This window comes from Rhodococcus sp. JCM 9793, assembly GCF_055380405.1.
Genome location: NZ_AP043721.1, coordinates 953,395 through 976,961, shown reverse-complemented (window position 1 = coordinate 976,961; position 23,567 = coordinate 953,395). Strand labels below are relative to the sequence as shown.

General features: G+C 64.0%; 24 protein-coding genes. 6 read left to right on the top strand and 18 right to left on the bottom strand.

The features are described 5' to 3' along the window. Positions 1 to 19 precede the first annotated feature (19 nt). The 5 genes from ACZ46K_RS06755 (at position 20) to ACZ46K_RS06735 (ending at position 5,111) form a co-directional block, all read left to right on the top strand. Positions 20 to 1,774 (top strand): hydantoinase B/oxoprolinase family protein, encoded by a 1,755-nt coding sequence (locus tag ACZ46K_RS06755; RefSeq protein WP_464747302.1) that lies wholly within the window; start codon positions 20 to 22, stop codon positions 1,772 to 1,774. 57 nt (positions 1,775 to 1,831) lie between these two features. After that, positions 1,832 to 2,716, top strand: a complete 885-nt coding sequence (locus ACZ46K_RS06750; protein WP_464747300.1) for a DODA-type extradiol aromatic ring-opening family dioxygenase — start codon at positions 1,832 to 1,834, stop codon at positions 2,714 to 2,716. Beyond that, positions 2,713 to 3,039 carry a hypothetical protein gene (locus tag ACZ46K_RS06745; protein WP_054804870.1) on the top strand — a complete coding sequence of 109 codons (327 nt, stop codon included), beginning with the start codon at positions 2,713 to 2,715 and terminating at the stop codon, positions 3,037 to 3,039. The genes ACZ46K_RS06750 and ACZ46K_RS06745 overlap by 4 nt, the downstream gene beginning before the upstream one ends. Continuing rightward, positions 3,036 to 4,040 carry an acetamidase/formamidase family protein gene (locus ACZ46K_RS06740; protein WP_464747298.1) on the top strand — a complete coding sequence of 335 codons (1,005 nt, stop codon included), beginning with the start codon at positions 3,036 to 3,038 and terminating at the stop codon, positions 4,038 to 4,040. The genes ACZ46K_RS06745 and ACZ46K_RS06740 overlap by 4 nt, the downstream gene beginning before the upstream one ends. Before the next feature lie 189 nt (positions 4,041 to 4,229). Continuing rightward, on the top strand, positions 4,230 to 5,111 hold the full coding sequence (locus ACZ46K_RS06735; protein WP_440126687.1) for an alpha/beta fold hydrolase: 882 nt from the start codon (positions 4,230 to 4,232) through the stop codon (positions 5,109 to 5,111). Positions 5,112 to 5,174: 63 nt separating this feature from the next. Here ACZ46K_RS06735 and ACZ46K_RS06730 read toward each other — a convergent pair whose 3' ends face one another. From ACZ46K_RS06730 to ACZ46K_RS06710, 5 genes are all read right to left on the bottom strand, one after another. Next, positions 5,175 to 5,993 carry an SDR family oxidoreductase gene (locus ACZ46K_RS06730; RefSeq protein ID WP_054810440.1) on the bottom strand — a complete coding sequence of 273 codons (819 nt, stop codon included), beginning with the start codon at positions 5,991 to 5,993 and terminating at the stop codon, positions 5,175 to 5,177. A 37-nt stretch (positions 5,994 to 6,030) separates the two neighbouring features. Continuing rightward, positions 6,031 to 6,792, bottom strand: a complete 762-nt coding sequence (locus tag ACZ46K_RS06725; RefSeq protein ID WP_054804873.1) for an SDR family NAD(P)-dependent oxidoreductase — start codon at positions 6,790 to 6,792, stop codon at positions 6,031 to 6,033. Continuing rightward, a complete protein-coding gene (locus ACZ46K_RS06720) occupies positions 6,789 to 7,589 on the bottom strand; it encodes an SDR family NAD(P)-dependent oxidoreductase (RefSeq protein WP_464747296.1) in 801 nt (266 codons plus the stop codon). Before ACZ46K_RS06720 ends, ACZ46K_RS06725 begins: the two co-directional genes overlap by 4 nt. Positions 7,590 to 7,667: 78 nt before the next feature. Beyond that, complete coding sequence (locus ACZ46K_RS06715) at positions 7,668 to 8,501, bottom strand: VOC family protein (protein ID WP_054804874.1); 834 nt, start codon at positions 8,499 to 8,501, stop codon at positions 7,668 to 7,670. 114 nt (positions 8,502 to 8,615) lie between these two features. Then, on the bottom strand, positions 8,616 to 10,049 hold the full coding sequence (locus tag ACZ46K_RS06710) for a purine-cytosine permease family protein (RefSeq protein WP_464747294.1): 1,434 nt from the start codon (positions 10,047 to 10,049) through the stop codon (positions 8,616 to 8,618). Between the two features lie 210 nt (positions 10,050 to 10,259). Between ACZ46K_RS06710 and ACZ46K_RS06705 the strand changes: the two genes are divergently transcribed. Beyond that, positions 10,260 to 11,078 carry a GntR family transcriptional regulator gene (locus ACZ46K_RS06705; RefSeq protein WP_054809633.1) on the top strand — a complete coding sequence of 273 codons (819 nt, stop codon included), beginning with the start codon at positions 10,260 to 10,262 and terminating at the stop codon, positions 11,076 to 11,078. A gap of 7 nt (positions 11,079 to 11,085) precedes the next feature. On the opposite strand, the gene ACZ46K_RS06700 is transcribed toward ACZ46K_RS06705, so the two are convergent. The 13 genes from ACZ46K_RS06700 to ACZ46K_RS06640 form a co-directional block, all read right to left on the bottom strand. Next, positions 11,086 to 13,020 carry an oxidoreductase gene (locus ACZ46K_RS06700; RefSeq protein ID WP_464747292.1) on the bottom strand — a complete coding sequence of 645 codons (1,935 nt, stop codon included), beginning with the start codon at positions 13,018 to 13,020 and terminating at the stop codon, positions 11,086 to 11,088. A 63-nt stretch (positions 13,021 to 13,083) separates the two neighbouring features. After that, the gene (locus ACZ46K_RS06695; protein ID WP_054804877.1) at positions 13,084 to 13,833 is read right to left on the bottom strand and encodes a maleate cis-trans isomerase family protein; all 750 of its coding nucleotides are present in this window, start codon (positions 13,831 to 13,833) and stop codon (positions 13,084 to 13,086) included. Positions 13,834 to 13,859: 26 nt separating this feature from the next. Next, positions 13,860 to 14,714: a GntR family transcriptional regulator gene (locus ACZ46K_RS06690; protein ID WP_464747290.1), complete on the bottom strand. Its 855-nt coding sequence runs from the start codon at positions 14,712 to 14,714 to the stop codon at positions 13,860 to 13,862. A 2-nt stretch (positions 14,715 to 14,716) separates the two neighbouring features. After that, positions 14,717 to 14,974, bottom strand: coding sequence for a hypothetical protein (locus tag ACZ46K_RS06685; protein WP_054804878.1), 258 nt, complete (start codon positions 14,972 to 14,974; stop codon positions 14,717 to 14,719). After that, on the bottom strand, positions 14,971 to 15,861 hold the full coding sequence (locus ACZ46K_RS06680) for a carbon-nitrogen hydrolase family protein (RefSeq protein ID WP_464747288.1): 891 nt from the start codon (positions 15,859 to 15,861) through the stop codon (positions 14,971 to 14,973). Before ACZ46K_RS06680 ends, ACZ46K_RS06685 begins: the two co-directional genes overlap by 4 nt. After that, the gene (locus ACZ46K_RS06675) at positions 15,858 to 16,994 is read right to left on the bottom strand and encodes a DODA-type extradiol aromatic ring-opening family dioxygenase (protein ID WP_464747286.1); all 1,137 of its coding nucleotides are present in this window, start codon (positions 16,992 to 16,994) and stop codon (positions 15,858 to 15,860) included. Before ACZ46K_RS06675 ends, ACZ46K_RS06680 begins: the two co-directional genes overlap by 4 nt. 44 nt (positions 16,995 to 17,038) lie before the next feature. Continuing rightward, positions 17,039 to 18,052: a single stranded DNA-binding domain-containing protein gene (locus tag ACZ46K_RS06670; RefSeq protein WP_464747284.1), complete on the bottom strand. Its 1,014-nt coding sequence runs from the start codon at positions 18,050 to 18,052 to the stop codon at positions 17,039 to 17,041. A gap of 36 nt (positions 18,053 to 18,088) precedes the next feature. Then, on the bottom strand, positions 18,089 to 18,862 hold the full coding sequence (locus ACZ46K_RS06665) for an SDR family oxidoreductase (protein WP_464747282.1): 774 nt from the start codon (positions 18,860 to 18,862) through the stop codon (positions 18,089 to 18,091). Positions 18,863 to 18,897: 35 nt separating this feature from the next. Beyond that, entirely contained in the window at positions 18,898 to 19,119 is a 222-nt protein-coding gene (locus ACZ46K_RS06660; protein ID WP_440126699.1) for a ferredoxin, read from the bottom strand. Further along, positions 19,116 to 20,381: an NADH-ubiquinone oxidoreductase-F iron-sulfur binding region domain-containing protein gene (locus ACZ46K_RS06655; protein WP_054804879.1), complete on the bottom strand. Its 1,266-nt coding sequence runs from the start codon at positions 20,379 to 20,381 to the stop codon at positions 19,116 to 19,118. The genes ACZ46K_RS06660 and ACZ46K_RS06655 overlap by 4 nt, the downstream gene beginning before the upstream one ends. Then, on the bottom strand, positions 20,378 to 21,016 hold the full coding sequence (locus ACZ46K_RS06650; RefSeq protein ID WP_464747280.1) for an isochorismatase family protein: 639 nt from the start codon (positions 21,014 to 21,016) through the stop codon (positions 20,378 to 20,380). The genes ACZ46K_RS06655 and ACZ46K_RS06650 overlap by 4 nt, the downstream gene beginning before the upstream one ends. Continuing rightward, a complete protein-coding gene (locus ACZ46K_RS06645; protein WP_464747278.1) occupies positions 21,013 to 22,422 on the bottom strand; it encodes an aromatic ring-hydroxylating oxygenase subunit alpha in 1,410 nt (469 codons plus the stop codon). The genes ACZ46K_RS06650 and ACZ46K_RS06645 overlap by 4 nt, the downstream gene beginning before the upstream one ends. A gap of 38 nt (positions 22,423 to 22,460) precedes the next feature. Further along, positions 22,461 to 23,015: an aromatic-ring-hydroxylating dioxygenase subunit beta gene (locus ACZ46K_RS06640; RefSeq protein ID WP_464747276.1), complete on the bottom strand. Its 555-nt coding sequence runs from the start codon at positions 23,013 to 23,015 to the stop codon at positions 22,461 to 22,463. Between the last annotated feature and the right edge of the window lie 552 nt (positions 23,016 to 23,567).

The following is a 23,567-nucleotide window of genomic DNA, read 5'->3' as shown; positions in this document are numbered from 1 at the left end:
ACTGAAAGGAATGCTTCAGATGACACATGCACGAACCACCTCCGATCCCATCCTCGTCGCGGTGATCGGCAACGCTCTCGACGGCATCACCCGTGAGATCGGCCAGACCATGTTGCGCACGTCGCGCTCGCCGATCTTCGTGGAAGCGCGGGACTTCGCCACCTCGATCTTCAGCGCGGACTGTCGGCTGCTGGCACAGACCCACTACATTCCCGTCATCGGCGGGGCCACTCCTTACGCGCAGCGTGCCATCGTGGATTTCTTCGGCGACGATGTGCACGACGGTGACGTCTTCATCCACAACGATCCGTTCAACGGCGGCTCCCATCTTCCCGACATCACCATCACGCGGCCGATCTTCTGGGACGGCGAGCTGGTGTTCTGGGCAATGACCAAGGGACACAACGCCGATGTGGGTGGCGGAGGCGTAGTCGGTTTCAATCCCGCAGCCCGGGACGTCCTGGACGAGGGGATCCGCATTCCGCCGGTCCGCATCATCGACCGGGGCACGCTCCGCAAAGACGCCTGGGAACTCATTCTTACCAACGTGCGTATGCGCTCGCTCGTGGAGAGCGTCCTGAACTGTCAGATCGGTGCCACTGCCATCGGTGAACGGCGGCTGCACGCGCTCCTGGACAAGTATGGGGCTGCGACGCTCAGTGACGCCACCGATGAGCTGATGCGAGCCAGCGCTCGTCAGGTCCGCGCGCAGATCGCCCAGATCCCCGATGGGGAGTACAGCGCAGAGAGCCTGGTGGACAACGACGGTATCGACAGGAGCCGGCCCTACCGGATTGCCTTGACCATCAAGGTTCACGGCGAGGAGCTCACTTTCGATTTCAGCGCCAGCGACCCGCAGGCCCAAGGATTCATCAACAGCCCGATCGCCAACACTGTCGCCTCGGCCCACCTCGCCCTGTTCGGATCCATCGATCCGGACATCCGCTACAACAGCGGCGCCATCGATCCGATCGAGGTCGTCGCCCCTGTGGGCTCCATCGTTAATCCCAGCGACCCGGCGCCCGTGGCGGCCTGCACCGTTCCTACCTGCGAAGCCATCGCCGGGGCGGTTTGGGTGGCCCTGTCCCAGGCCATACCGAGCCTTGCACACGCCGGCTGGGCACGCTGGTGCACCCCGGCCACCATGGGGGTCAATCCCCGCACCGGGCGCCCCTTCGGCGACCTGCATTTCCTTGGCAAGGGCGGTAGCGGCGCCACCGAAGGGTTCGACGGCTGGGACCACCTGTCGCCCGCGAACACCCTGGGAGGACTGCGCACCCCGGACCCCGAACTTCATGAACTGGACACCCCGTACCTGCTGGAGGAGCTCGAGTACCTTCCGGACAGCGCGGGCGGTGGCCAGTGGCGTGGCGGACTGGGCGTGCGTTACCGGTGGAGGGTACAGGCCAGCGACATTGCGTGCGCAACCTACGGCAGCGGATTCACGCCGGAGACCGCACCCGTGGGCCTGCTCGGTGGCCGGCCCGGCATCGTCCAGCGCCTCACCCTGACCCCCGAGGGCGCCGACCCCACCGAGATCGACACCAACTCCTTCTACACGCTCGGCGAGGGAGACGTCTTCGAAGTCATCTCCAGCGGCGGCGGCGGATACGGCGACCCGCATCGGCGCGACGTCGAACTGGTGCTGCGCGACGTCCGGGACGGTGTGGTGTCCGTCGACGCCGCGCGCACGGTCTACGGCGTCGACATCGACCCGGACACCCTGGACATCCGGCAGGACGAGACCCGAAGCCTACGCGCCGCCACTCGCTGACACCTTGCCCCGCAGACATATGCGGGCGAACATTCTACGCAACAAAGGAGTTTCACCATGGCCACAACCGCATTCGCGGTGGCCGCCAGCCACGCACCCGGACTGATCGGCATGTTCGACCAGGCCCCGACCGAATCGCAAACGGTGGTGTCCTCCGCTTACGGTTCCATTGCACAACACATTCGCGACGCCGACCTCGACGTGATCCTCATGGTCGCCAACGACCACATGGCCAACAACCGGATCCGGGAGTACCCCGATTTCGTGATCGGCATGTCTCCGGAACATCGCGGACCGGCCGAATTCTTCAAGGACTGGCTGGGGTGCGGCGAGTACACGATTCCCGGCCGCCCCGACATCGCGGAAGCGATCTTCAACGGCCTGAGCCGGCGGGGCGTCCGCGCGTCCGCAACTCGTGAGAACCTGAACTTCGACGACAATATTTCGGTTCCGGTGGTCAAGACCGAGATCGAAGCCAGCGGCGTTCCGATCATCCCCATCCTGCAGAACGTCACGGTTCCGCCCATCCCGGATCAGCACCGCTGTTACGAGATCGGACAGCAGCTCGCGGACATCATCGAACACGACCTGCCGGACGGTCTACGCGTGGGACTGTTCGCCACCGGCGGCATGAGCCACGAGCCGGGCGGCGTACGGGACTTCTGGATCGATGAGGAATTCGACCAGTGGTTCCTCGGGCTGCTCGCCAACGGCGATCACGACAAGATTCTGTCCGAGGTCACGCCGGAGCACCTCGACCAGGCCGGAATTGGCGGCACCGGGGAATTGCTCAGCTGGATCCTGGTCATGGGTGCCATCGGCGAGCGGTTCTGCGACGTACTCGGGTACACCGCCTGGGACCAGTGGCGCTGCGGCATCGGCGCCGTCAGCTGGGACATGACCTCGACGCTTGCCGGAAACGAGGAGGTGAAGCAACGGTGAGTCTCGAGAACATCAACCGAGCCCTGGTCTCCCACGATCTGGTGCAGGATCTCAAATGGAACGCTGACCTGCGCCAGGAATTCGAGCAGGACGAGGCAGCCGTCCTCGACCGCTACGACCTGACACCGGCGGAGCGTACAGCCATCGAACAGCGGGACTTCCGCGCCCTCTACGACCTCGGTTTCCACCCCTATCTGGGGGCACAGTTCGCTCGGATCCTGTTTGCCAACAACAAATCCGGAGCCACCAGCGCGGTCCAGCTCCTACTCGCATCGATCCGTCAGGAATCCGCACCGAGCGAGCCGGACGGGAGTCGGCCATGACTCCCGATACCGTCGCGCATCCGTCCGCCGTTCCCGGGACGCAAGCCCCAGGGGCCGGGGAGCAGCACCGCGTCCATCATCTGCCCGCCGGTCCGGACACCGTCCGCGTGGGGGTCATCGACGCGGCCGCGCCGCCGGTGCTCACCGTGAACCCGGGCGACGAGGTCACGCTGTCCACCTGGGGGCACTGGGGAAACCAGGTGACACCGGAGACGGTCATCGGGGACTTCCCACGCATCCGGGAGGGTTTTCCGGAGGCACTCGGTCCGCACTCGATTACCGGACCGATCCACGTGCGCGGAGCTCGTCCCGGCGACACGCTGGTGGTCGATGTGCTCGAACTCGTCCCGGCGGCCCACGGGTTCAATCTGGTGGTGGCGCACCCCCGCGGGCGGGGTGTCTTGCGCAGCCGTTTCCCCGACGGCATGATCCGTCACTTCGCCTTGGATCGCGAATCTATGACCACCACGCTCGGTGGGAATGTGACGGTGCCGCTGAAGCCGTTCCTGGGCATCATGGGAGTGGCTCCCGCCGACGACGGCCCGCGGAGCACTGTGGAGCCCGGACCGTTCGGGGGCAATATGGACCTGTCTGAACTGGTGGTCGGCGCCCGTCTGAGGTTGCCGGTCTTCCGCGACGGCGCCGGCTTCTATTGCGGTGACGGTCACGCGGTTCAGGGGGACGGCGAGGTGAACCAGACCGCGATCGAGACCGGGATGGATCACGTGCGGCTGCGGTTCGCAGTGGAACGGGATGCCCGGTTGCGCACACCCCGCGTCGAAACCGCACACCATTTGGTCTCGACCGGCTTCGGGGGCACTCTCGAGGATGCCGCGCACGACGCGGTGGACGACCTGGTGAACTGGTTGGTGGACGACGGCCTCAGCGCCGACGACGCCTACAGTCTTTGCTCCATCGCAGCGGATGTCCGCGTGACCCAGATGGTGAACAACATCGTCGGAGTCCACACCGTCATCGAGAAACTCACCCGTCGGCCCTGATCGACCGATGCAGACCGCCCCCACCGAGACCGAGATGTCGGCACGCCGGTCGCTGGTACGACACCGGCTCCGGGCTGTGTCGAACCGGGGCGGCCCTCGCGACACGTCGCCTCGACAAGGTGCGCACAGCATACAACGGCGTCCCCGTAAACCGGGGAATCGCCACTCATCTCAGTGAAAGGAAGGTCGATGACGACCCTGCCCATCCCCGACTACCGGACCGACGCCTTCTTCGGCCTCGAAGACAAATGGCTGCAGACCGGTGACGGCGAGCTCACCCACTATCACGAGCTGGGTGCGGGCACCCCGATCCTGTTCCTGCACGGTTCCGGAACCGGTGTGACCGCTGCGGCCAACTGGTGGCTGAATCTGCCCCGGATCGCGGAACAAGGTCGCTGCATCGCGATCGACTCCATCGGCTACGGCCAGTCGATCGTGGCCCCAGACACCGAATACGGTATCCGGGAATGGGTCCGGCACGCGGTACGCGTGCTGGACGCCCTCGGTATCGACAAGACATGGATTGTGGGAAATTCCATCGGCGGCTGGGTCGCCCTGCAGTTCGCCATCGACTTTCCCGAACGGCTGCTGGGCATCGTCTCGATGGGTACCGGTGGAGCGAAGAAAACCGCTGCCCTGGCGGGTCATTCCACGCCTGAACTGTCCGAAGCCGGCATTCGCCGCACCCTGGAGCAGTTCGTGGTGGATACCTCCCTCATCACTGACGAACTGGTGAGCCTCCGCTACCGAGCAGCACTGAACGACACGGCCTCCGAACGCCTCATCGAGGTGGTCTCGGCTCGCGACCGGGACCGGGAAGCACTACCTCTCGACTTCGATGTTCTGTCCACTCTGGATCTCCCAGTGCTGCTGATCCACGGCCTGCAAGACGAGGTCATTCCGGCCTCGCGGACGTGGGAACTGCTCAACACCATCCCCAGCGCCGACTCACACATCTTCAACAGGTGTGGTCACTGGACCCAGATAGAACGCGCCGACGAATTCAATGAGGTGGTCAGCCAGTATCTCGTCCGGCACGGAGTTACCCCGGGCTACTCCCCCTCCTCCTGACCTCGAGGAACAGACGGAGACTGCGCGGTGTCGACGGGTGGCACCGCGCAGTCTCCGTCGGTGTCATACCTCGAGGTTCGCGGCGGGCAGATGTCGTCCGCCTGCAGGGCTTCCGATACCTCGAATACCGAACCCACTGTCTGCCCAGAGGCATTCGCCGGTCACAATCTTGGCGGCATCCGATGCCAGGTAAGTGAACGCAGCGGCGTAGTCCGCGGGCTCCGGGATGAAGCCGAGTGGTATGACTTCTTCGGCTCCAGGCAGGACCGCGTCGATCGGTTGCTGATCGAGATGTGCCAGACCTTCCATCCGCGTGCGGGCAACACCGATTGCCACGCCGTTGACACGCACGTGCGGCGCGAACTCCCACGCCAGTCCGCGCACGATGCCCAGGTTCGCATGCTTGGTGGACACGTACAACGCGCCGTCGTCGACAGCGCGGTAGCTCGCGAGCGAACACGAGAAGATGATGTTGCCGCCGGTGCGTAGCAGTTCGGGTAGTGCGGCACGGGCGCCCAGGAGATACCCCTTGACATTGATCGCGTAGATCTCGTCCACAGCTGCCTCGAGCCGGTCCAGTGGGATCTGCGACAGCGGAAGATTGCCCGCGCCGACGCCTGCGTTCCCCACGAAGATGTCGAGCCGACCGAAGCGGTCGACGGCCTCGGCGACCGCGGTCCGGTTGTCGGCAAGAGTCTCGACCGAGCCGATCGTGACATGTGCGTCCGACCCGAGGTCGCTCGCGAGCTGCTTCGACGCGTCGACGTCTCGATCCAGCACCGCAACCCGTGCGCCGGCCTCGAGAAATCCCTCTACGACTGCGCGCCCGATTCCGTTCGCACCTCCGGTGACCAGAGCGACTTTTCCTGCCAAGGATCCCATGTCGTTGTTCCTATCTCTTCCGGGCGCGGTTACAGCGTCAGGCTGTAACCGCGCCGCCGTTGATGTCGATGACCGAACCGGTGATGAATCCACCGGCATCGGAGACGAGATACGGGATCACTCCCGCGATCTCGTCGGGACGGCCGAGCCGACCCATCGGGATGCGACTCGTCATCGCAGCTTCGCCGTCGCCTCCGGACACGGCGAAGTAGTCCGCGAGGTGCTCGGTTCCGATGGTTCCGGGGTTGACCACATTCGCCGTAACGCCGTGGGCAGCGACCTCGAGCGCAAGCTGGCGAGTGAACCCGACGAGCCCGGATTTGGCGGCGACATAACCGATGGCGTTGCCGCGCTGCGGAGCCGTCGTGACGATCGACCCGATGTTGACGATGCGTCCCCACCCGCGCTCGATCATTCCCGGTAGTACCGACTGGCACAGCAGGAATGGCACCGTGAGATTGACAGCAAGGTGGCCGTTCCACTCGTCCGGAGTCGAGTTGAGCGTGTCGACCGGCCGGGTGAATCCCCCGGCATTGTTGACCAGGATGTCGACCGCGTCGACCGTCTGCAACAGTGTAGTCCGGCCCTGCGCAGTTGTCAGATCACTTGCACACCCACGCACCCGGCCCGGTGCCGTCTTGTCGAGTTCGTGCACCTTCTCTTCCACCTGCCTGGGGTCGCGGGCACACACGACGACGGTCGCACCATGATCGAGCAGCGCCGCGGCGATCGCGGCACCGATACCGCGGCGGGCGCCGGTCACCACTGCGACCCGGCCGGTCAGACCGAGCGCTGTCATCGGGCACCGACCCGTCCGCCCGGCTTGGCGATGCCGCGAATGGCCAGGCCGCTGTCGACGGACACCAGGGTGCCCGTCATCGCGGCCGACTCGGCGCGCGATGCCAGCATCGTGAATACACCGTCGTAGGCAGAGACCGGCGCGACCTCTTGGGTCGGCAGCGCCCGATCGGTCCCGTCGAGTACCGAGTCGGTGATCGCCTGATCGAGCGATTCGGTGCCGCGCAACCGAGTCGGGGCGACACCGGGCGCGACACCGTTGACGCGCACGTCCGGCGCGAACTCGTACGCGAATTGGCGGATCAGACCGTGCACGGCATGCTTGGAGGCGGTGTACAGCGAGCCACCTCCGGCTGCGTTGGTGCTCGCGAACGACCCGGTGAGGATCACGCTGCCTCGTGATGCGACGAGTGCGTCGAGACAGGCCCGCACGCCGAGCATCGGCGCGAGCACGTTGACACCGAAGAGCTCGTCGAACGCCTTGGGTAGCTGCTCACCTGTGATGTCCTCAAGACCGCGCGCGCCGTCGGTGATACCGGCGTTGCCGACGAAAACATCGATCTTGCCCCAGGTGTCCAGCGCGGTCTGCGCCGCAGTCGTGTTGCCCGACCAGGTGGCAACATTCGCGACTACGGGTACTACCGCGTCCCCGAGCTCGGCCGCGACGTCGACGACCCCCTCGGAGATGTCGACGGCGACGACGCGCGCGCCCTCGGCCACGAACCGTGTGACGACCGATCGGCCGATTCCGGCACCGGCGCCAGTAAATACGACGATCTGATTGTCCAGTGCACCCATGAGATTTCTTCTCGATTCTTTGTCGATCCGCTGCGGCGTGTGTCGCGCGGTCTGGGTCGGTGTTTCGGTGAGGCGATGTCAGAAAGGGAGCCGCGCGCGTGCCTGCTCTCGCACGACCCGCTCGGACTCGGGCAGCGTGAACAGGGTCAGTTGCCCGGTCTCCGCGGTCATGAGCTGGAGGCACCGCTGCTCCCACGGCGTGTCGGTGATCGTGCCCGCGCGTGTGGCTCCGGCATCCTCGAGCCGCCGCGCGAGGTCCTCGATCACTGAGTGGTCGCAGACCTCCATGCGTAGGGCATGGTCGGCGTTGAGCCGTACTCCGGTCTCCGCGTCGTCGACGAAGTCCCACTGCGACTCGTCGAACAGTTCGAGCGCGGCCGGGGCCACACCGAACAGCACGCCGCGCTGGCCTCCCGGGTGGACCCACTCGTCGACGATCGGCATTCCCAGACCATCACGGTAGACGCGCACTGCCTCGTCGAGGTTGTTGACCTTCAAACAGATCCGCATCTCGTCGAACCGACGTGCGGTGTTCGTGGGGTGCATCGCAGGCCGGCTGATCAAGGCATAGATATTGCCGTCGGGTGCACGGAAATGTGACCACGCCGTACCCCAGGAGTCTTCGACGCCTTTGTGTACCTCGCCTATGAAGTCCACACCCCGATCCTCGAGTTCGGCTCGCACCTCGTACACGTCGTCGACGATGAGGCCCGGCACCGGATGGTCGAAGAACGAGTGGTCGGTGTCGACCGGCTTGAACACCTCGAATGCCGTTCCGTCGGCGAATGAGAAGACGACCGCATTCTTCTGGTCGACGGTCATGGTGAGTCCGAGTTTATCCGCGACGAATTCGCGCATTTGCTCGAAGTTCGAGGTGCGGGATCCGACCCACCCCATTCCGTAGACCTTCACGTGATGTTCCTTCCAAAGAGGCCGTGCAAGCAAATTCGGCTCGTTCGCTCGAGGGAGTCGAATGGTGTTGTACGAGGGTGGACCGCGTCGAGGGCCTGAGTTGAACGATGCAGGTCACTCTGCCGCGGAAATCAGGTCGGGGCCCTTCCGGGTGGGCTCTGTGGGCCGGCCGGAGCGCGGTCGTGAGGATCGAGTCAGCAGGTACACAGAGGCGTAGGCCACGACCGACAACGCGAGGACGATGAGCTGAGCCGACTGGTTCAGGATCGCTGGGACAGTGGGTGTCTCGATCAATACTATGCCGATCACGGACGGCGCGAGCCAGGCCACCAGTCCCCAGGAAAGCTGGGGCGCACGAGAGCAATCCGATTCCGCCAGGGTGTATCGGCGGTCGGTGCGGCTGAGTACGACATGAGTGAACACGATGCCGACCCAGCCAACGATCAGGACGCCTTGCCAGTTCAGTGCCGTCTGTACATAGCTGAACACATCGGTGAGCATCAGCAGGAAGACTGCGATCGAGACGCCGATGACCCATACGAATCGGGGAAAGCGCAAACCCGTGAACGTGCTGACGATTCGTTCGAAGTTGGTGGTGCACTGGTAGTAGTTCAAGGTGTTCACCCTGGTCTGAGAGACCACGATAAAGAGCAGACCGGCAAGACCAAGGCTGCCGAGGATTGCCTGTACGACCCCGATTTCGGAGGCTGGCTCGTTGGGCAACACCGTCTGCACCAGATAGATGCCGGCCACGCCGTTGACCACGAAAAGCATCAGATAGAACACCCAACCGAAGGTGACATTCTCATGGAACTTCTCGTCCCGACGGTCAGCGAACCGCGCGAAATCGACGGTCGTCGGCATGGTGATAAAAATGCCCATGTAGAGAACGAACCCGAGAACCCAGCCGGGAAGTGTCCGGGCCTCGGACGGCACGATGCCGGTGAAGTTGAGCCACGCCGAATTGCCGCCGAATTTGATGTACGCGGCGACAAGAGTCGCGACTAGGCCGAGACCGTAGAACGGGAGCAGTAAGCCGTTGAGCTTGGCCATCCAGGATTGAACGCTTCCGAGCATCAGGGGGAGCATCGCGACCACCACCACCGCGTACCAGATCCGGATGTCTCCGATTCCGAAGTACGACTGGAACGCCACTGCCAGGGTGCTGCTCTCGAAAAGCGCGTAGTACAAGGTGGTAGCAGCGATCAGAAGTGACGTCACCAAGGCGCCCCATCGTCCGAACATGGGGATGGTCAGCAGATACGTGTTGAGCCCGGAACGGATTCCGAGGCGGACCATCACTATGTTGGCCACTCCGTACACAACCGCAGCGAGCACGATCGCCCCGATGGCATTCATCGTGCCGTACAGCGACGCCGCGAGAGCACCGTAGAACAGCCACACCATCGCACTCAGCAATGACCAGAACGACATGGTGATCTGCCACCGACCGAGTCGTACCGAAATGGGCACCGCGGTGGTACTGAAGTTCTCGTCGGGGTCGATCCCACCGTTGCGGTCGGATGAGACCGAGGGCAGTGCAGGCATGTAGGTCTCCAAACTGTATACATAAATGGATTCAAAATGAGTGTAACGGGAATCACTCCCCGATCAAGGGGTGCCGGTGAGGAATCTGCGAGCCACCGGATCTCGACCCGGGCAATGGCTCAGCGGCACACAAGAAGACCGATACGCAGTATCGTTGGGAAAACTGTATGCAAATTGCAGCGGCTCGAGTGACCTTCGATCGGAGAATCCATGGCAACGGCAGGACGCGTCCGCGCAGGTACAACGGTGGACGATGTGTATGCCGCACTGCGCGAACGCATTATCGACGGCACTTATCAGCCAGGCCTGAGGATGTCCCAGGAGCAGCTGGCGACCGACTTCGAGGTGAGCCGCACCCCGTTGCGCGAAGCACTCCAACGCCTCGAATCGGACGGGCTCGTCGTGGCCTACGCGAACCGGGGAATGCACGTCGCACCCATCGTGAACTCGGAGACCGAGCAGAGCTATGCCCTGCGCGTACTTGTCGAACCCCCGACCATCGCTGCCGTCTCATCAAAGCTCACCGAGACAGACATCGCGGATATGGAGCTGTTGCTCGACGAGATGCAGGACCATCGGGCCCACAGCCGACGGTTTCAGGAGGCTCACCAGCGCTTCCACGATGTGGCGCTGCGCCGGTACCCCAACTACTTCCGGCAGCTGATCGACCAGCTGCACATGAGGATCTACCGGCACCAGCGTGTCTACCTCTCGCATCAGCGGACACCCGACGACTTCATCGAGTTGGACGCCGACCTCGTGAACGCCGTCAAGATCGGCGACTCCGGACAGGTGCGTCGCATCATGGAGTTCCACCTCATCGACGCGGCGATCGGCCTCGTGCTCGACGCCGACCCGGACCACCAGTTCGAAGCCCTCCTCGTCGCGATGGAAGGACGACAGATCGCGATTGCACACCATCCCGACGGCCGCATCGACCGGCCCGCCGAAATCCGCTGGACCTCAGGTGAACAGGTCGACGTGCCGGACCGTGTGACGCAGAACCTGATCCTACGACCGCCATACTGAATCCGGGTCACACCAGACGTGCCGTGAAGAACGCTGAATGGATCGCGTCGAACACTCTCCCCGGCGCGGCGGCCGAACCGACCACCTTCACTTCCAGACCCGCATCGCGCAAGCTCGTGACGAAGTGGGTATCGGCCTCGACCCGACCGAGCGCCAGGACCACCGTGTCGGCAGGTATGAATTCGTCGACGCCGTCACCGGTCGCGTGCACACCGGAATCGTCCACAGCCGTGACTCTCACCCCGGTACGCACATCGACACCCGCCGCACCTAAAAACAGGGGTAGCCGCTCCTGATCGGTGAACACCTCATCGCCCGCCAGTAGCCGGGGCCCGGCCTCGAGGATCGTCACTTTGGCACTGTCCATGCCGGCAACTCGCAGCGCCACCTCGCAACCCTGCAGTCCACCACCGACCACCACAACCGTCCCCATGAGCGGTCGACTTGCCCGGACGTCGCCCGCATAGAGCACCGGTGACGCGGTTGAAATCGGGAAGTCTGCGCGACGTAACGGTGCGCCGGTGGCGGCCACCACCGTGTCGAAGCCCTGTGTCGTGAGCTTCTCGACGTCCGCATACTCGGCTGCGATCACAATTCCACGGCGCTCGACCTCATGCACGAGGTGACGGACCAGTCCAGCCAGATCCTGCTTGACCGTCGAAGCCTGTGCGTGGGCCAGCAGACCACCGATCTCGCCGGGTTCGAACACCGTGACGTCGTGGCCGCGATCGTGGAGCACCGCAGCGCTACGTAAGCCAGCGGGCCCACCACCGACCACGGCCACTCGCTTGCGCGTGTCGCTCACCAGTACCGCGAACCGCCCTTCCTCGGTGACATGAGGATTGACACTGCACCCGGCGCTGCGCCCGCGATTGAGCCCCCGGTGCAAACATCCGTCATTACAGCGAATGCACGGGGTAATCTCCAGAACTCGACCGTCCCTTGCCTTCCGGGCCCAATCAGGATCTGCGAGCATCGCCCGGCCGAGCGAGACGAAGTCGGCGGAGCCGGACGCGATGATCTCGTCGGCGACCTCGGGCGTCACGAGCGAGCCGGACGCGATCACCGGAATCGTCACTGCCTCCTTGATCTTCTCCCACCCCCACCGATGCGGCGCACGCACCTGGTACCACGGGCTGACCTCCCACTCCATTCCGGCGTGGTGGCCACCCGAGCAGTGGAGCACGTCGACACCGTGAGCTTCGAGAAGCCGGCACAATTCGACGGTGTCTTCGATGGTGATCCCGTCCGGTTCGTAATCGGTCACCGACAACCGGATGCTCAGCGGGAAGCTCTCCGGCACCGACGCCCGGATCTCATCCACGATGCGCAACAGCAGTCGTGCACGGTTCTCGAAGCTGCCACCGTACTCGTCGTCGCGCCAGTTCGTGTGGGGGGACAAGAAATTGGTGATGAGATAACCGTGGCCTGCATGTACTTCGACCAGGTCGAATCGGGCGGCCCACGCCCGGGCCGCCGCCTCGCCGAACGACTTGACGACCGCATCGATTTCTTCGACCGTCATCGGCGTCGGGACCACGCCGTACTGCCCTTCCACGTCGGACCAGGACGAGGCGGTCGCCGATTTGATCGGTGCGGTGCCCAGAAACTTCTGCCGACCCCCGTGCGCGATCTGCAGTCCCACCTTCGCACCGGTCGAGCGCACCTCGTCGGCCAACCACCCCAGACCCGGGACATGCTCGCGACAGGAGTTCCCGAGCTGGTTGTGGATGGCCTTCGACGCATCGTCGTCGATATGGCTGTACTCGACCATCACCAGCCCCGCGCCGCCCTCACCCAGCCGGCGATAGTGGTTGACGGTTCGTTGGCTGACGGTCCCATCCGAATTGGACGTGGCAGTACTCTGCGGTGATTTCAGGATTCGGTTGGGGATCTCGACAGCGCCGATCCGACCGGGTGTGAACAACGCGGGAAACTTCACTGAGACTCCATGTGACGACAGGCGCCCGACGGCGCTTCGGAGGAACTGCAGGAGTAGGTGCGGTCAGGGAGCGAGCAACGCACCAGCGCGGGGCACCACCGGGTCGAGACCGAGCCGGCTCAGAATCCGCCATGCGGTTGCCGCAGCCGCCGACACCACCGGAATATCGAACTGCTGCTGTACGGCGTCGAGGACCGGTAGCGACGGCATCTGCACGCAGGCACTGAGCACGAGCGCATCGGCCCCACTGATATCGACCCGCCGGACGTGTTCGAGCAGGTTTTGCGGATCGAGTCGTCCCACCGCGAGATTGTCGGGCACCTCGAGCGAAAGCGAATCCACTACATTGAAGCCCTCGTGTTCGATGTAGTCGCAGACAGTGGCGGTCAGCGGCTTCATGTACGGCGTGACGACCGCGATGTTCTTGACGCCGAGATGTGCCAGCGCCTCGGTGAGAGCGCCGGCCGAGGACAGGACGGGAATCTCGGTACCACTCTCCTGCCGCGCGACCGCCGACAACTTCGATTCCGACTCGGAGTGATATCCGCGCCCCTGCGACATGATCGCTACCAGGCAGGCGTAGGCCATGACGTCCACGCGCGCGTCGGCGAGTTCGGCCGCACACCGCAGCGAATCGGCGTCCATTGCCGCAAGTTGTTCGGGCGTGACGTGCTGCATTCGCATCCTCGAAGAGTGGAATGTGAACCGGTCAGGACGAATTTCCTCACGCGCGCGGAGCATCGCCGGGATTTCCGTCTCCATCGTGGTGTTCGAACTCGGCACGATCATGCCGATGCGGTAGTTGGAAGTCATTGTGTTTACCTCGATTCGGTGGGTGTCTACGACGCTGCCGTCAGGTAGTCGGCGGTCGTGACGAGATTGGTTGTTGCCAGCACTGGGGCATCGGAGTCACCTCGCCAGCCGATTCGGGCGGACTCGCCCGCACGCAGCCGATCGAAATCATCAAGCGTGATCCCCATTCCCTTCAAGGTCGTTGTCAAGGAATCGAACTCATGGTCGGTGTCGATGGACATGATCATTCCCAGCGCTGTGTCGAGTAGGTGGAACTCGAGTACCGACCTGGCCCGAAGGCCGTCGCGGTTGCGGATTGCATCGAGAAACAGGGTGTCGGTTGTGGTGATGTCACCCACCGCGGCAGGCCGTTCGAAATACATTCGTTGGTGCCTGTCGATCACGGTGAGGTGGGACTCGATCACGTCCTGCATTCCATTCGGAAACCTGTCGAGGATCACCCGGTGGTACCGCCAGTGCGCCAATTGGAAATCGCGCGGCGAAATGCGGGAATCCTCCATGTCGGCGAGCGCAGCCGCCATGGCATCGGCGTCCGCATCGGTGACCTCGTCCAGTACCGCCGAGATCAGAGCCGGCTCGACCAGGAGCCGCGCCGAGTACGAATCCTCGACATCACGCAACCGGATCGGTGCAACGACCACACCGCGGTTCGCCTGATTGACCACCAGGTTCTCTGCCTCGAGCCGCCGCAGCGCTTCGCGCAACGGTGTCCGCGACACGGCGAGCTCCTCGGCAAGACGCACCTGCGACAGGTTGACGCCGGGGCGATATGTCCCCGACAGGATCCTCTCGCGTAGTAGGCAATACGTCCGATCGACGGTGTCGCCCCGCCGTGGCGCCGACACATCTGGGTCGCTGCCGACCTGCTTCGCAGCGACCACGGTCAATGGTCCGCTGAACCGAGCCGTGTCGCGATGAGTCCGGTGAAGAACTCCGGCTGCTGATCCGCAAGGACCTCGAGCGCCATCGGATCCAGGAGGATCCGTGCCTCCGTCCTCGGTACGTAGATTTCGAGGCGTTCGCCGTTCCGGGTGGACACCTTCCGGAACTGCACACCCGTGAACTCGTTACCGACCCCGTTCCACGGCTCGGCATCGACGACACCGCGAGGAAGATCCTGTGGACCATGCTGTTCAGTCATCGCGCCGGCTCCTTCTGTTCGATCGGGATACGAATGACGTCCGGTTCACCGGCGTAGACCCGCGGGTCGCGCCGACCGGAGAGGACGGGCAGCTTCGTGCGCGCACGCTCGACTTCACCGAGGTCGAGTTCGACGACCTGCACCCCCTCGGCCGATTCTCCGAGGTCGGCGAGGATATCGCCCCACGGCCCCACCACCAGCGCATGCCCGTAGGTGGCAAAAGCGTCCGTGTAGTCGGTTGTCGGTGAATGCACCGTGGCCGGGGCGACGACGAACGCGTGATTCTCGATCGCCCGCGCCCGCAGTAACGTATGCCAGTGGGCTTCGCCCGTGGTCTGGGTGAATGCCGCCGGAACGAGCAGAACCTCGGCGCCCGCCGCAGCGAGAGCACGGAACAGTTCAGGAAAGCGGACGTCGTAGCAGATTGTCAGCCCCACCCTGATCCCGTCGATCTCGACCACGACGAGTCTGTCACCGGGTTGCTCTACCGACGACGCCTCGAACGACTGCCCGTCGATGTTGGCATCGAAGAGGTGCAGCTTGTCGTAGCGCGCAACGACCGAGCCCTCGGCGTCGATAACTACGGCGGAGTTGAATATTCCTTCATCAGTGCGGTTCTTCATTCCGCCGAGCACGATGACGACGCCGATGCGCCGCGCCTGCTCGCGCAGTGCAAGTACCGGAGTGGAGTCCACGCTCAACGCGGCTTCACGCATCTCGGCGTTGGTGCCCAGAATCAATCCGTTCTCCGGCAGCACCACGACGGAGGCTCCGTCGGCTGCTGCGCGCTCGATCACACGGGCTGCCTTCTCCAGGTTCGACCCGATGTCAGTGGTCGGATGCCACTGGGTCACACCCACTTTCAGCGTTCGAGGCGATGTGATCACGACCGACCCACCTCGGAAACCAATGCGCCGGAACGCTCGCGCGCGTCCTCGAGGTCCATGTCGACCACGGTCCAGCCGCCGCCGGATGCCTCCATCGGCTCGTAGGCATAGACGTTGCCTCGAACAGCCGGTCCGACAACGCCGAGCATGATCATCCAGTTCAGGATTTCGTACTGGCCGTGCTCGAGCAGCGGGAAGGGTTCGAGCGAACACATCTCGAGGCCACGACCGCTCTGGAGCAACTGCAGGATGTAGGTGTCGAATTCGGTGTCAACACCGCCGAAATGTCCCGGGTCGAGCCAGTGCGACAGTCCGCCCGTGGCGAGGAAGGCAACCTTGAGCCCGGAGCTCTCGATCGCGCCACGCATCGCCTCACCGAACCGTCGAGCATTGAACGGCGAGAAGCTCCGGGCCGGCTGGGTGATCACCGGGATGACCGGCAGATCGGGCCGGGGCAGGAGCAGTCGCAGCGGTACGACGAGTCCGTGGTCGAGGTCGACGCGTGGCGCCGCTTCCACTTCGAGGCCGCCGGCCCGGACCGCATCGACGAGCGACCGCGCGAACTCGGGATGTCCGGTCAGGTCGAGGCCCAGATCGGGTCGCTTGAAGAACTCCATCGAACCGGTGTGCCCCTCACCTACGCCGAGCACGAAGTGGCCGGTGTCGAAGCTCTGGAAGTGGCAGTCCGCAGAAACGAGGATGACGTCGGGATCCGCCGCGGCGATGTCCGTCGCCAGCTTTTCGTACCCGGCGAGCAGCCGAGCCACCGCGTCGTCTGGATCGATTTCCGGCCGGGCCAGGAGATCCGGGACATGGGAACATCCTCCCGCGAACACCAGGTTCCGCGGAACATCCGGCGTCGGCAGCGGTATCGACTCGTCCACCACGAATCCGCCGGAACTCGAGGTGTCACCGAGGTCGTCATTGAACCAGCGGCTGACGAGAATCGTCAACCCGTCGCCGAGGCCGATCGACCGCAACCGATCGCGATCACCGGCGAGGATGGTCGACGCCCATTCCTCTTCGATGCCCAGCAGTTCCGGTGCGCGCGACGGTGCCGCTTTCACCTCGGCCAGCAGATCGCTGTCGCGTGCCATCGCGAGAATAGCGGCTTCGATCCTGCTCTTGTCCATGTCGATCACGTCTTTCTTCATCGATCAGGTTCGGGTCGAATGTGTCAGTCGGTGACAAGCTTGCCGTCGCGGACCACCGCGACGCCGTCGATCTCGACAGTGCAGCCGCGCATCGGGATGTCGAGGTGTGCCGGGGTCTCGCGGTCCGCGAAGCGATTCGACCCGGTGGACCACATGAAGTTGCCGGCAGTGGAACGCAGTTCCTGCCCGTACAGAGTGCGGGGGTCGTAGACATCGAACGCGGACCATCGGGCGCGTTCGAGCAAGCCCCAGCCCATGTGGCTCAGCGCCCAGACCTCACTGTCGTTCCACGCCTCGAAGTAGTCGTTGAGGAGATGCGCGTCGGCACCCTCTCCGGAGATGCTCTTGATGAAGCCCTTCTCCACCTCGAGGGTGACGGTGTCGCGGACGTAGCGTTGCCACGGGATGAGGGCGTCGCCCGGTTGCAGGACGATCCGGCCTTCCGCTGTGCGGTCCTGAGGGAAGCATGCGACGAAACCCGAGGGCCAGTGGTCCCAGCGTCCGGGTTCGTCGACGTACCCCCACTGGTGGGTGATTGGCAGGTCCTCGCCCGAGATATCGGCGGTGAGATCCATGCCGGCGTCATTGGTGACGCGGAGAGTGCTTCCCGAGCGCAGACGGTTGCCGCCGCTTTCGACCGCGGAGCGCAGGTCGATGTTGCCCGACAAGCGTTCGAGTACGTCATTGGGCTCGGCGACGAACAGCATTCGCTTGCCGTTGCCGGTGATTCGGGTGCGGACGTCGGAGTGGATCAGCCCGCCGACGGTGACATCGACGACGAAGTCGCATTCGCCCGCAGCAGCCAGGAGCGGCGCGACCTCCCGCCCGTCGGCCACGTAGGGCGGGAGGTTCGGGTTGGACAGGCTGGAGGCATGGAGGACGAGCACACCGGCTCCGAGTTGCCGGGCGGCAGCTACCGCAGCGGCGACGTACTCGTCCTTCTGCCCGAGTTCTGCGATGATGCCGATAGTTTCGTCTGCGGTGACCTTGCACAGTGTGAACTGTTCGACGAAGTTCTCGGTCAGGGTGTTCGGCATTTCTGCTCCTTGTATGAGTTCTATCCGGCTCGGTTGTCAGTGCGCGGCGCGCACTGCGCCGCCGTCCACGGACAGGGACGTGCCGGTGATGAATGCGGCGCGCGGAGAGGCCAGGAACGCAACGGTGTCCGCGATCTCGCTGGCCTCCGCCCACCGGCCCATGGGGATGTCCTGCACCACTTTCGCGATCTCGGCGTCGACCGTGGTGCCGTTGTTGCGTGATTTCATCTCGACGATGCCCTGCATCCGGTCGGTTCCCGTCGCACCGGGCATCACCTGGTTGACTCGCACGCCGTCGCCGGCCACTTCGCTCGACAACGTCTTCACGAACGCGGACGCCGCGGAGCGGTACGACGCGGAGAGTACGCCACCGGCTGCCGGCTGCCGTACCCACGTGGACGACATCAGGACGATCGAGCCGCGACGCTGCGTTTGCATCTGTCGTGCTGCCGCGATCCCGAGCTGGACGATCGGGCGCAGCAGCAGGTCATGAGCTTTCTGCCAATCCGACCACGACGTGCCGAGAGCAGAGACGATGGGTGGGCCGGGCGTGTTGAGCACCGCGACGTCGAGGCTTCCATATTGTTCAACGACAGTATCGACGAGGGTGGCCGTCGCCGCGGCATCACCGAGGTCGGCCTCGATGGGGACGATGTGTCCTTCACCGAGATCTTCACGTTCCGTGCCGACGCTGCGCGCCGCCACGACGACGGTCATCCCCTCCATTGCGAGACGCTCGGCGGTCGCGCGGCCGATACCTCGCGATGCAGCGGTGACCAGGGCGATGCCTTTGTCCAGTCCGAGATACACGATGAACTCCTTCGAAAACTATGGTGTGTGGAGACTCAGAAAATTTCGCGGATTGCCTGCTCAGGGCATAGTGAAATAGCTCGGCGCGCCTTGTCCTGGTCGCGTTCCGGAACTGTTCCGTCTCCGGCAGCAGCGGCATAGCCCCACTCGTCCGAGCGGAAAACCGACGGGCACACGTCGAAACAGATGCCGTACCCGTCGCACTTGGTTGCGTCGACAGCGACTTTCATGACCTCGGTCTTGTGCTCGACTTTCACGGCAGCACTCCTTTGCTCGAGTTCTCTTCCCGGCGAGCGAGTTCGGCTCCGGCAGTACGCGCAAGCGTGAATGCCCCGTCGGCGAAGCCGCATGCTCCGCGTCCGGGAGTCGTCGTTCCCCAGCGCATCAGGTTATGCCGGTGGGCGGGGTCGTGACTGCCGCTGAGGACCTGCCGGAAGGCGCGGGCGATCGCGTTCGTGCCGCTCACACAGATTCCGCACTGCATCGCGGATTCCTGCCGGAACCAGGCACTGAGTTCACCGGCGATCTCGATGATGTCGTCATCGGGACCCAGGACGGTGACCGCGGCGCAGCCGAGACCACTACCGGCGGCGCGAACCGCGTCGTAGCAGCAGTGCAGAGCGCTGTGGTCGCCGGTGAGGATGCCGCCGAACCATCCCCCGATCAGCATTCCTGTCATCGTCCCAGCCATCGTGCCTGCGGTGGCAAGGTCGAGTACCGGTCGCCCCAAGGACATTTCGTATACACCTGGTGACGAACACGCGCCGGTGAGCGTGAACAACGCTGTACCCTTGGATGATCCGCTACCGACCGACGCGAACTCGGTGGCACCGTGCACATGGATCCACGCCGCGTGCGCGAGAGTCTCGACATTGCTGACCAGTGTCGGAAGCCCGTTCACGCCCTGTTGGTAGGGGCGTGGTGGCTTGCTCGTCGGTTTGGCGGGGAAACCGTTGATGGACTGACAGACTGCGGATTCCTCGCCGGCAACGTAGGTGTCCTCCGCGAGGTGCACGCGCAGGCGCACATTCTCGGGCACCAGCCCTGCCGAACGAATCTCCCCGATCGCGCGTTCCACGGCGGCCACGGCCTCCGGATGAGACGCGTACACGAGGGCGTCGTCGGCTCCGACCACCGCGGCGGCCAGGAGCAACCCGTCGAGGACGAGGTGGGGTCGACGAGTGAGCAACCACGTGTCCTTGAGCGAGGCCGGTTCGCCTTCGTGCCCGTTGGCCACGACGACCTTCGGTCCGGCTGCCGCTGCGACCGTGGCCCACTTACGGTGGGCGGGGAAGCCGGCGCCGCCACGTCCTCGCAAGCCCGACCGCTCGAGCTCCGCGAGAAATGCGGGCCCATCGACGGGTTCGCCGAAGAAGCCGAGTTCACGTTCGTTTCGCAATCCCCAGTCTCCGCTGCCGACTCCGGGAAGCACAAGTCTCGGTGGCGTGGATTCGACGACCCGGGCGGGCGTGTCGAGCGAGGGGGCACGGTACAGAGCCCTGTCGATCGCGATTGTCATGGCTTTCCCCTGACAAGGTCGAGTGCTTCGTTGAGTGAGACGACATCGCCGTACTTCGCCTCTATGTCGAACAGAGACGCGTCGTGCGGTGCTGCTTCGCGATCGCCCACGCATTCGCGGACCACGAACGCGGGAATGTCCGCAGCGCAGGCGTCGACGACGGTGGCGCGAATACAGCCGGAGGTGGTGGCGCCGGTAACGAGGATCGTGTCGACCTCGGCTGCATGGAGCTGCTGCGCGAGGTCGGTGTGTGCGAATGCGGAGGCCGTCTGCTTGATGACGAGCTTCTCGTCGGAACGCATCGCCAGGCGCTCGTCGATCCGGGTGCTGCGCTCGCCTTCGCGCAATCCCGAGAGTGCGGGCATCTTGGCGAGCCAGGTGGCGCCCCTGCCGTCTCCGTCCGCCGGGAATGCGATGGTGGTGAACCACACGGGTATCCCCCGGCTGCGGGCCGCGTCTACCAACGTGCGCGTGTCCGCCACGACCTGGTCGAGATCGAAGCCCGGACCGTACTCGGCTTCAGTGAACCCGTATTGGAGGTCGACAACAACCACGCCGATGTTGTGTCCCGGTGTCAGTCGTCCGAGCAAACCCCCTGCCACATACTTGTCGCGGACGGCGTCATGGGCGGTCAAAACTCGAACTCCGGCCATTCGCCCTGCTCCGCGCGCATCATGTCGGCGTAGAACTGGTACAGGTTGCGTTGGACGCCTTCCTCGTAGCGTGTCCAGTACACCTTTCCGGGGCCAGGCCAGTCGGACACCGGTGTTGCCATGCCGATTCCGGGCATGCCCATCTCGTAGTTCAATTCGAATCCGAGGAGTTCACCGGCCACCGAACCACCGGTGCGCGTCACCGTGAGCCACGGTTCGGTATCGTCCATCTCGAACGACCCGCCGAGCGAGAAGGTGCCGAGGGCCGCGTGGTAGGTCCGCTCCTTCTGCTCGGGTGTCATATTCTTGTAACCGACGAACCAGTTCCAGATCTCGATCTGCCCGGGCCCCTTGGGCTGCCAGGTTCGGATGGTGAGGATGCCGGTCGGTGCATGGTTGGCACCGTCCTCGGTCATCGGCAGGGCCAGAATCGAGAAGTTGGGGAACACGTTCCCGACGAACACCCGCGATCGGCGAGCCACCTCGAGTTGTTCGGGTGAGATGTTGACGCTGTCGAAGTGCTTCGAAATCGATTCGGGAAACCCGAAGAAGTTGGGTCCTGGCTCGTCGGCGTACTCGGCCATGGAGAACGACAACGAGTGCCCCGGCGAGGCCTGAATGTGGTACCCCATCATGTTCTCGCTGAACGGGACCGGGAAGGCGCCGATGCTCCACACCGATTTGTGCAGGGTGCCGAGGTGGTAGTCGTCGCCGGAGAAGTTGTCTGCACCGGATTTCCAGTTGGCATCGACGACGAAACGTTGTGGCGCGCCAAGCATTTCGACACCGTCCTTGTCCAGACCGAAGACGAGGTCGAGGTACCAGGCCATGCCCCCGAGGTAAGTCCGCAGCGGTGGGGCAGTCGGGTCGAGGGTCGCGAAGATCAAGCCGTGGAAGGACTCCACCTGGGCTGCCTTGGCGAGACCGTTGTTCTCCTTCGTCATGCCTCCGAGTGCATTTTTCCACAGGGGTGCCCCGACAAGGGATCCATCCGATGAGTATGTCCAGCCGTGATAGGGGCATCGGAAGTGGGAGGAGTTCCCGGAGTCGGATCGGCAGATTTGCACGCCCCGGTGGCGACATGCGTCGAACAGGACGTGGATCTGTCCGTGTTCGTCGCGGGTGACGACGAACGAATCTTCGCCGATCTTGCGGACGACATAGTCGCCGTTCGCTTCGATCTCCGACTCGTGCGCCATGAACACCCAGGCACGGCCGAAGATTCGACGCAGTTCAGCTTGATAGATGTCGGGATTACCGAATATCTCGGCGGGGACCCGGCCGCGTGACAGACCGTCGTCGATGCGGTCCATCACTTCACGGACCGTCGGCTTCAGGGTCGATGCCGGCTTGGTCTCAGGCTGACCTCTATTGATCACGGGGTTCATGGCTGCACTTCCTGATTTGCGTGTAGGACGAGAAATCGTCAGAAGAAGAGGGCGAAGTTGTGCGTTCCGATCACGGTGAGATCCAGATAGACCACCCGCTGCAGCAGGCGCCATCGACCCTCCTCCCGGCGCAGGATGTCGTGCCGCTCGCCCGAGAGAAGCTGCGGCGTCGTCTGCTCCTGACGCGTGCGGTAGATCAGGAGATTGCTCCTGACGTCGAGCAGGTCGGGATCCGAGTCAAGGGTCGGTCGGACCCGGATGTTGGTGACGAAGTGGCGCACCCGCGATGGCGGGTCCTCCGCCCAGGCGTACTTCGTCTCCCCGCGGGTGACCCGTGAATCCAGCGACCCGTATGTCTCGTCGAGATGGAACGTTGACGAGTGGAATCCGCGGCCGCGCGCTCGTTCGACGGTTTCGCGGACCGGAATCCGGTACACGATGTCGCGGCTGACAAGTTCGGTGAGCCATGTGCGCTCGGCGAGACCATCGAGCAACTCGGCCTCGTAGTGCAGGAAATCCGCTGCTTCGGCGTGTCGAGGGTCGGACACGGACAAGGGTCGAGTCACTGTCTCGGGCTTGTTCAGAGCAGTCACCAGACGTCTCCTAACTGGATACACTTTTGGATGCACTTAGGATGACTGGTGATCTGGATTACTGCAAGACCCAATTTGTGAAATCGGAGTTGCTCCTGATCGCAGACCTCTCACCGACCACCCGCAACTCTCGTATCGACAGCTACGCCTGCCCACCCCGTACCATGCACGCACGCAACCCTGATACAGACCCGCAGCGCTGGTTCGTGGAATTGACCAACGCAATATCCGATCAACCACTCAGGACACTTACGTCAGCAGACCCACAGGTCAGCGTACTGCGAGCGCAGTGAATCGTCTGTAAGTGTTGGCAGTGGCCGGCCCGGGGCTGGCTGACAGGATCGGTGTCGTCGCCCTCATCCGCTGTGACTCGTGAATCGTCTTGCCCCCTGCCTGGGGGTACACTTCCCGGGATCTGTCCATCGCTCGAGCGGCGGCGACGCTGGCCCGGTCTCGCTTCGGTGGCTTGATTAGAAGCCTGCCCGACCTGTTTACCCAGGTTGTGGCCCATTACAGGCCTGCCTCGAAGCTCCTTCCGGACCGACGCCGGAA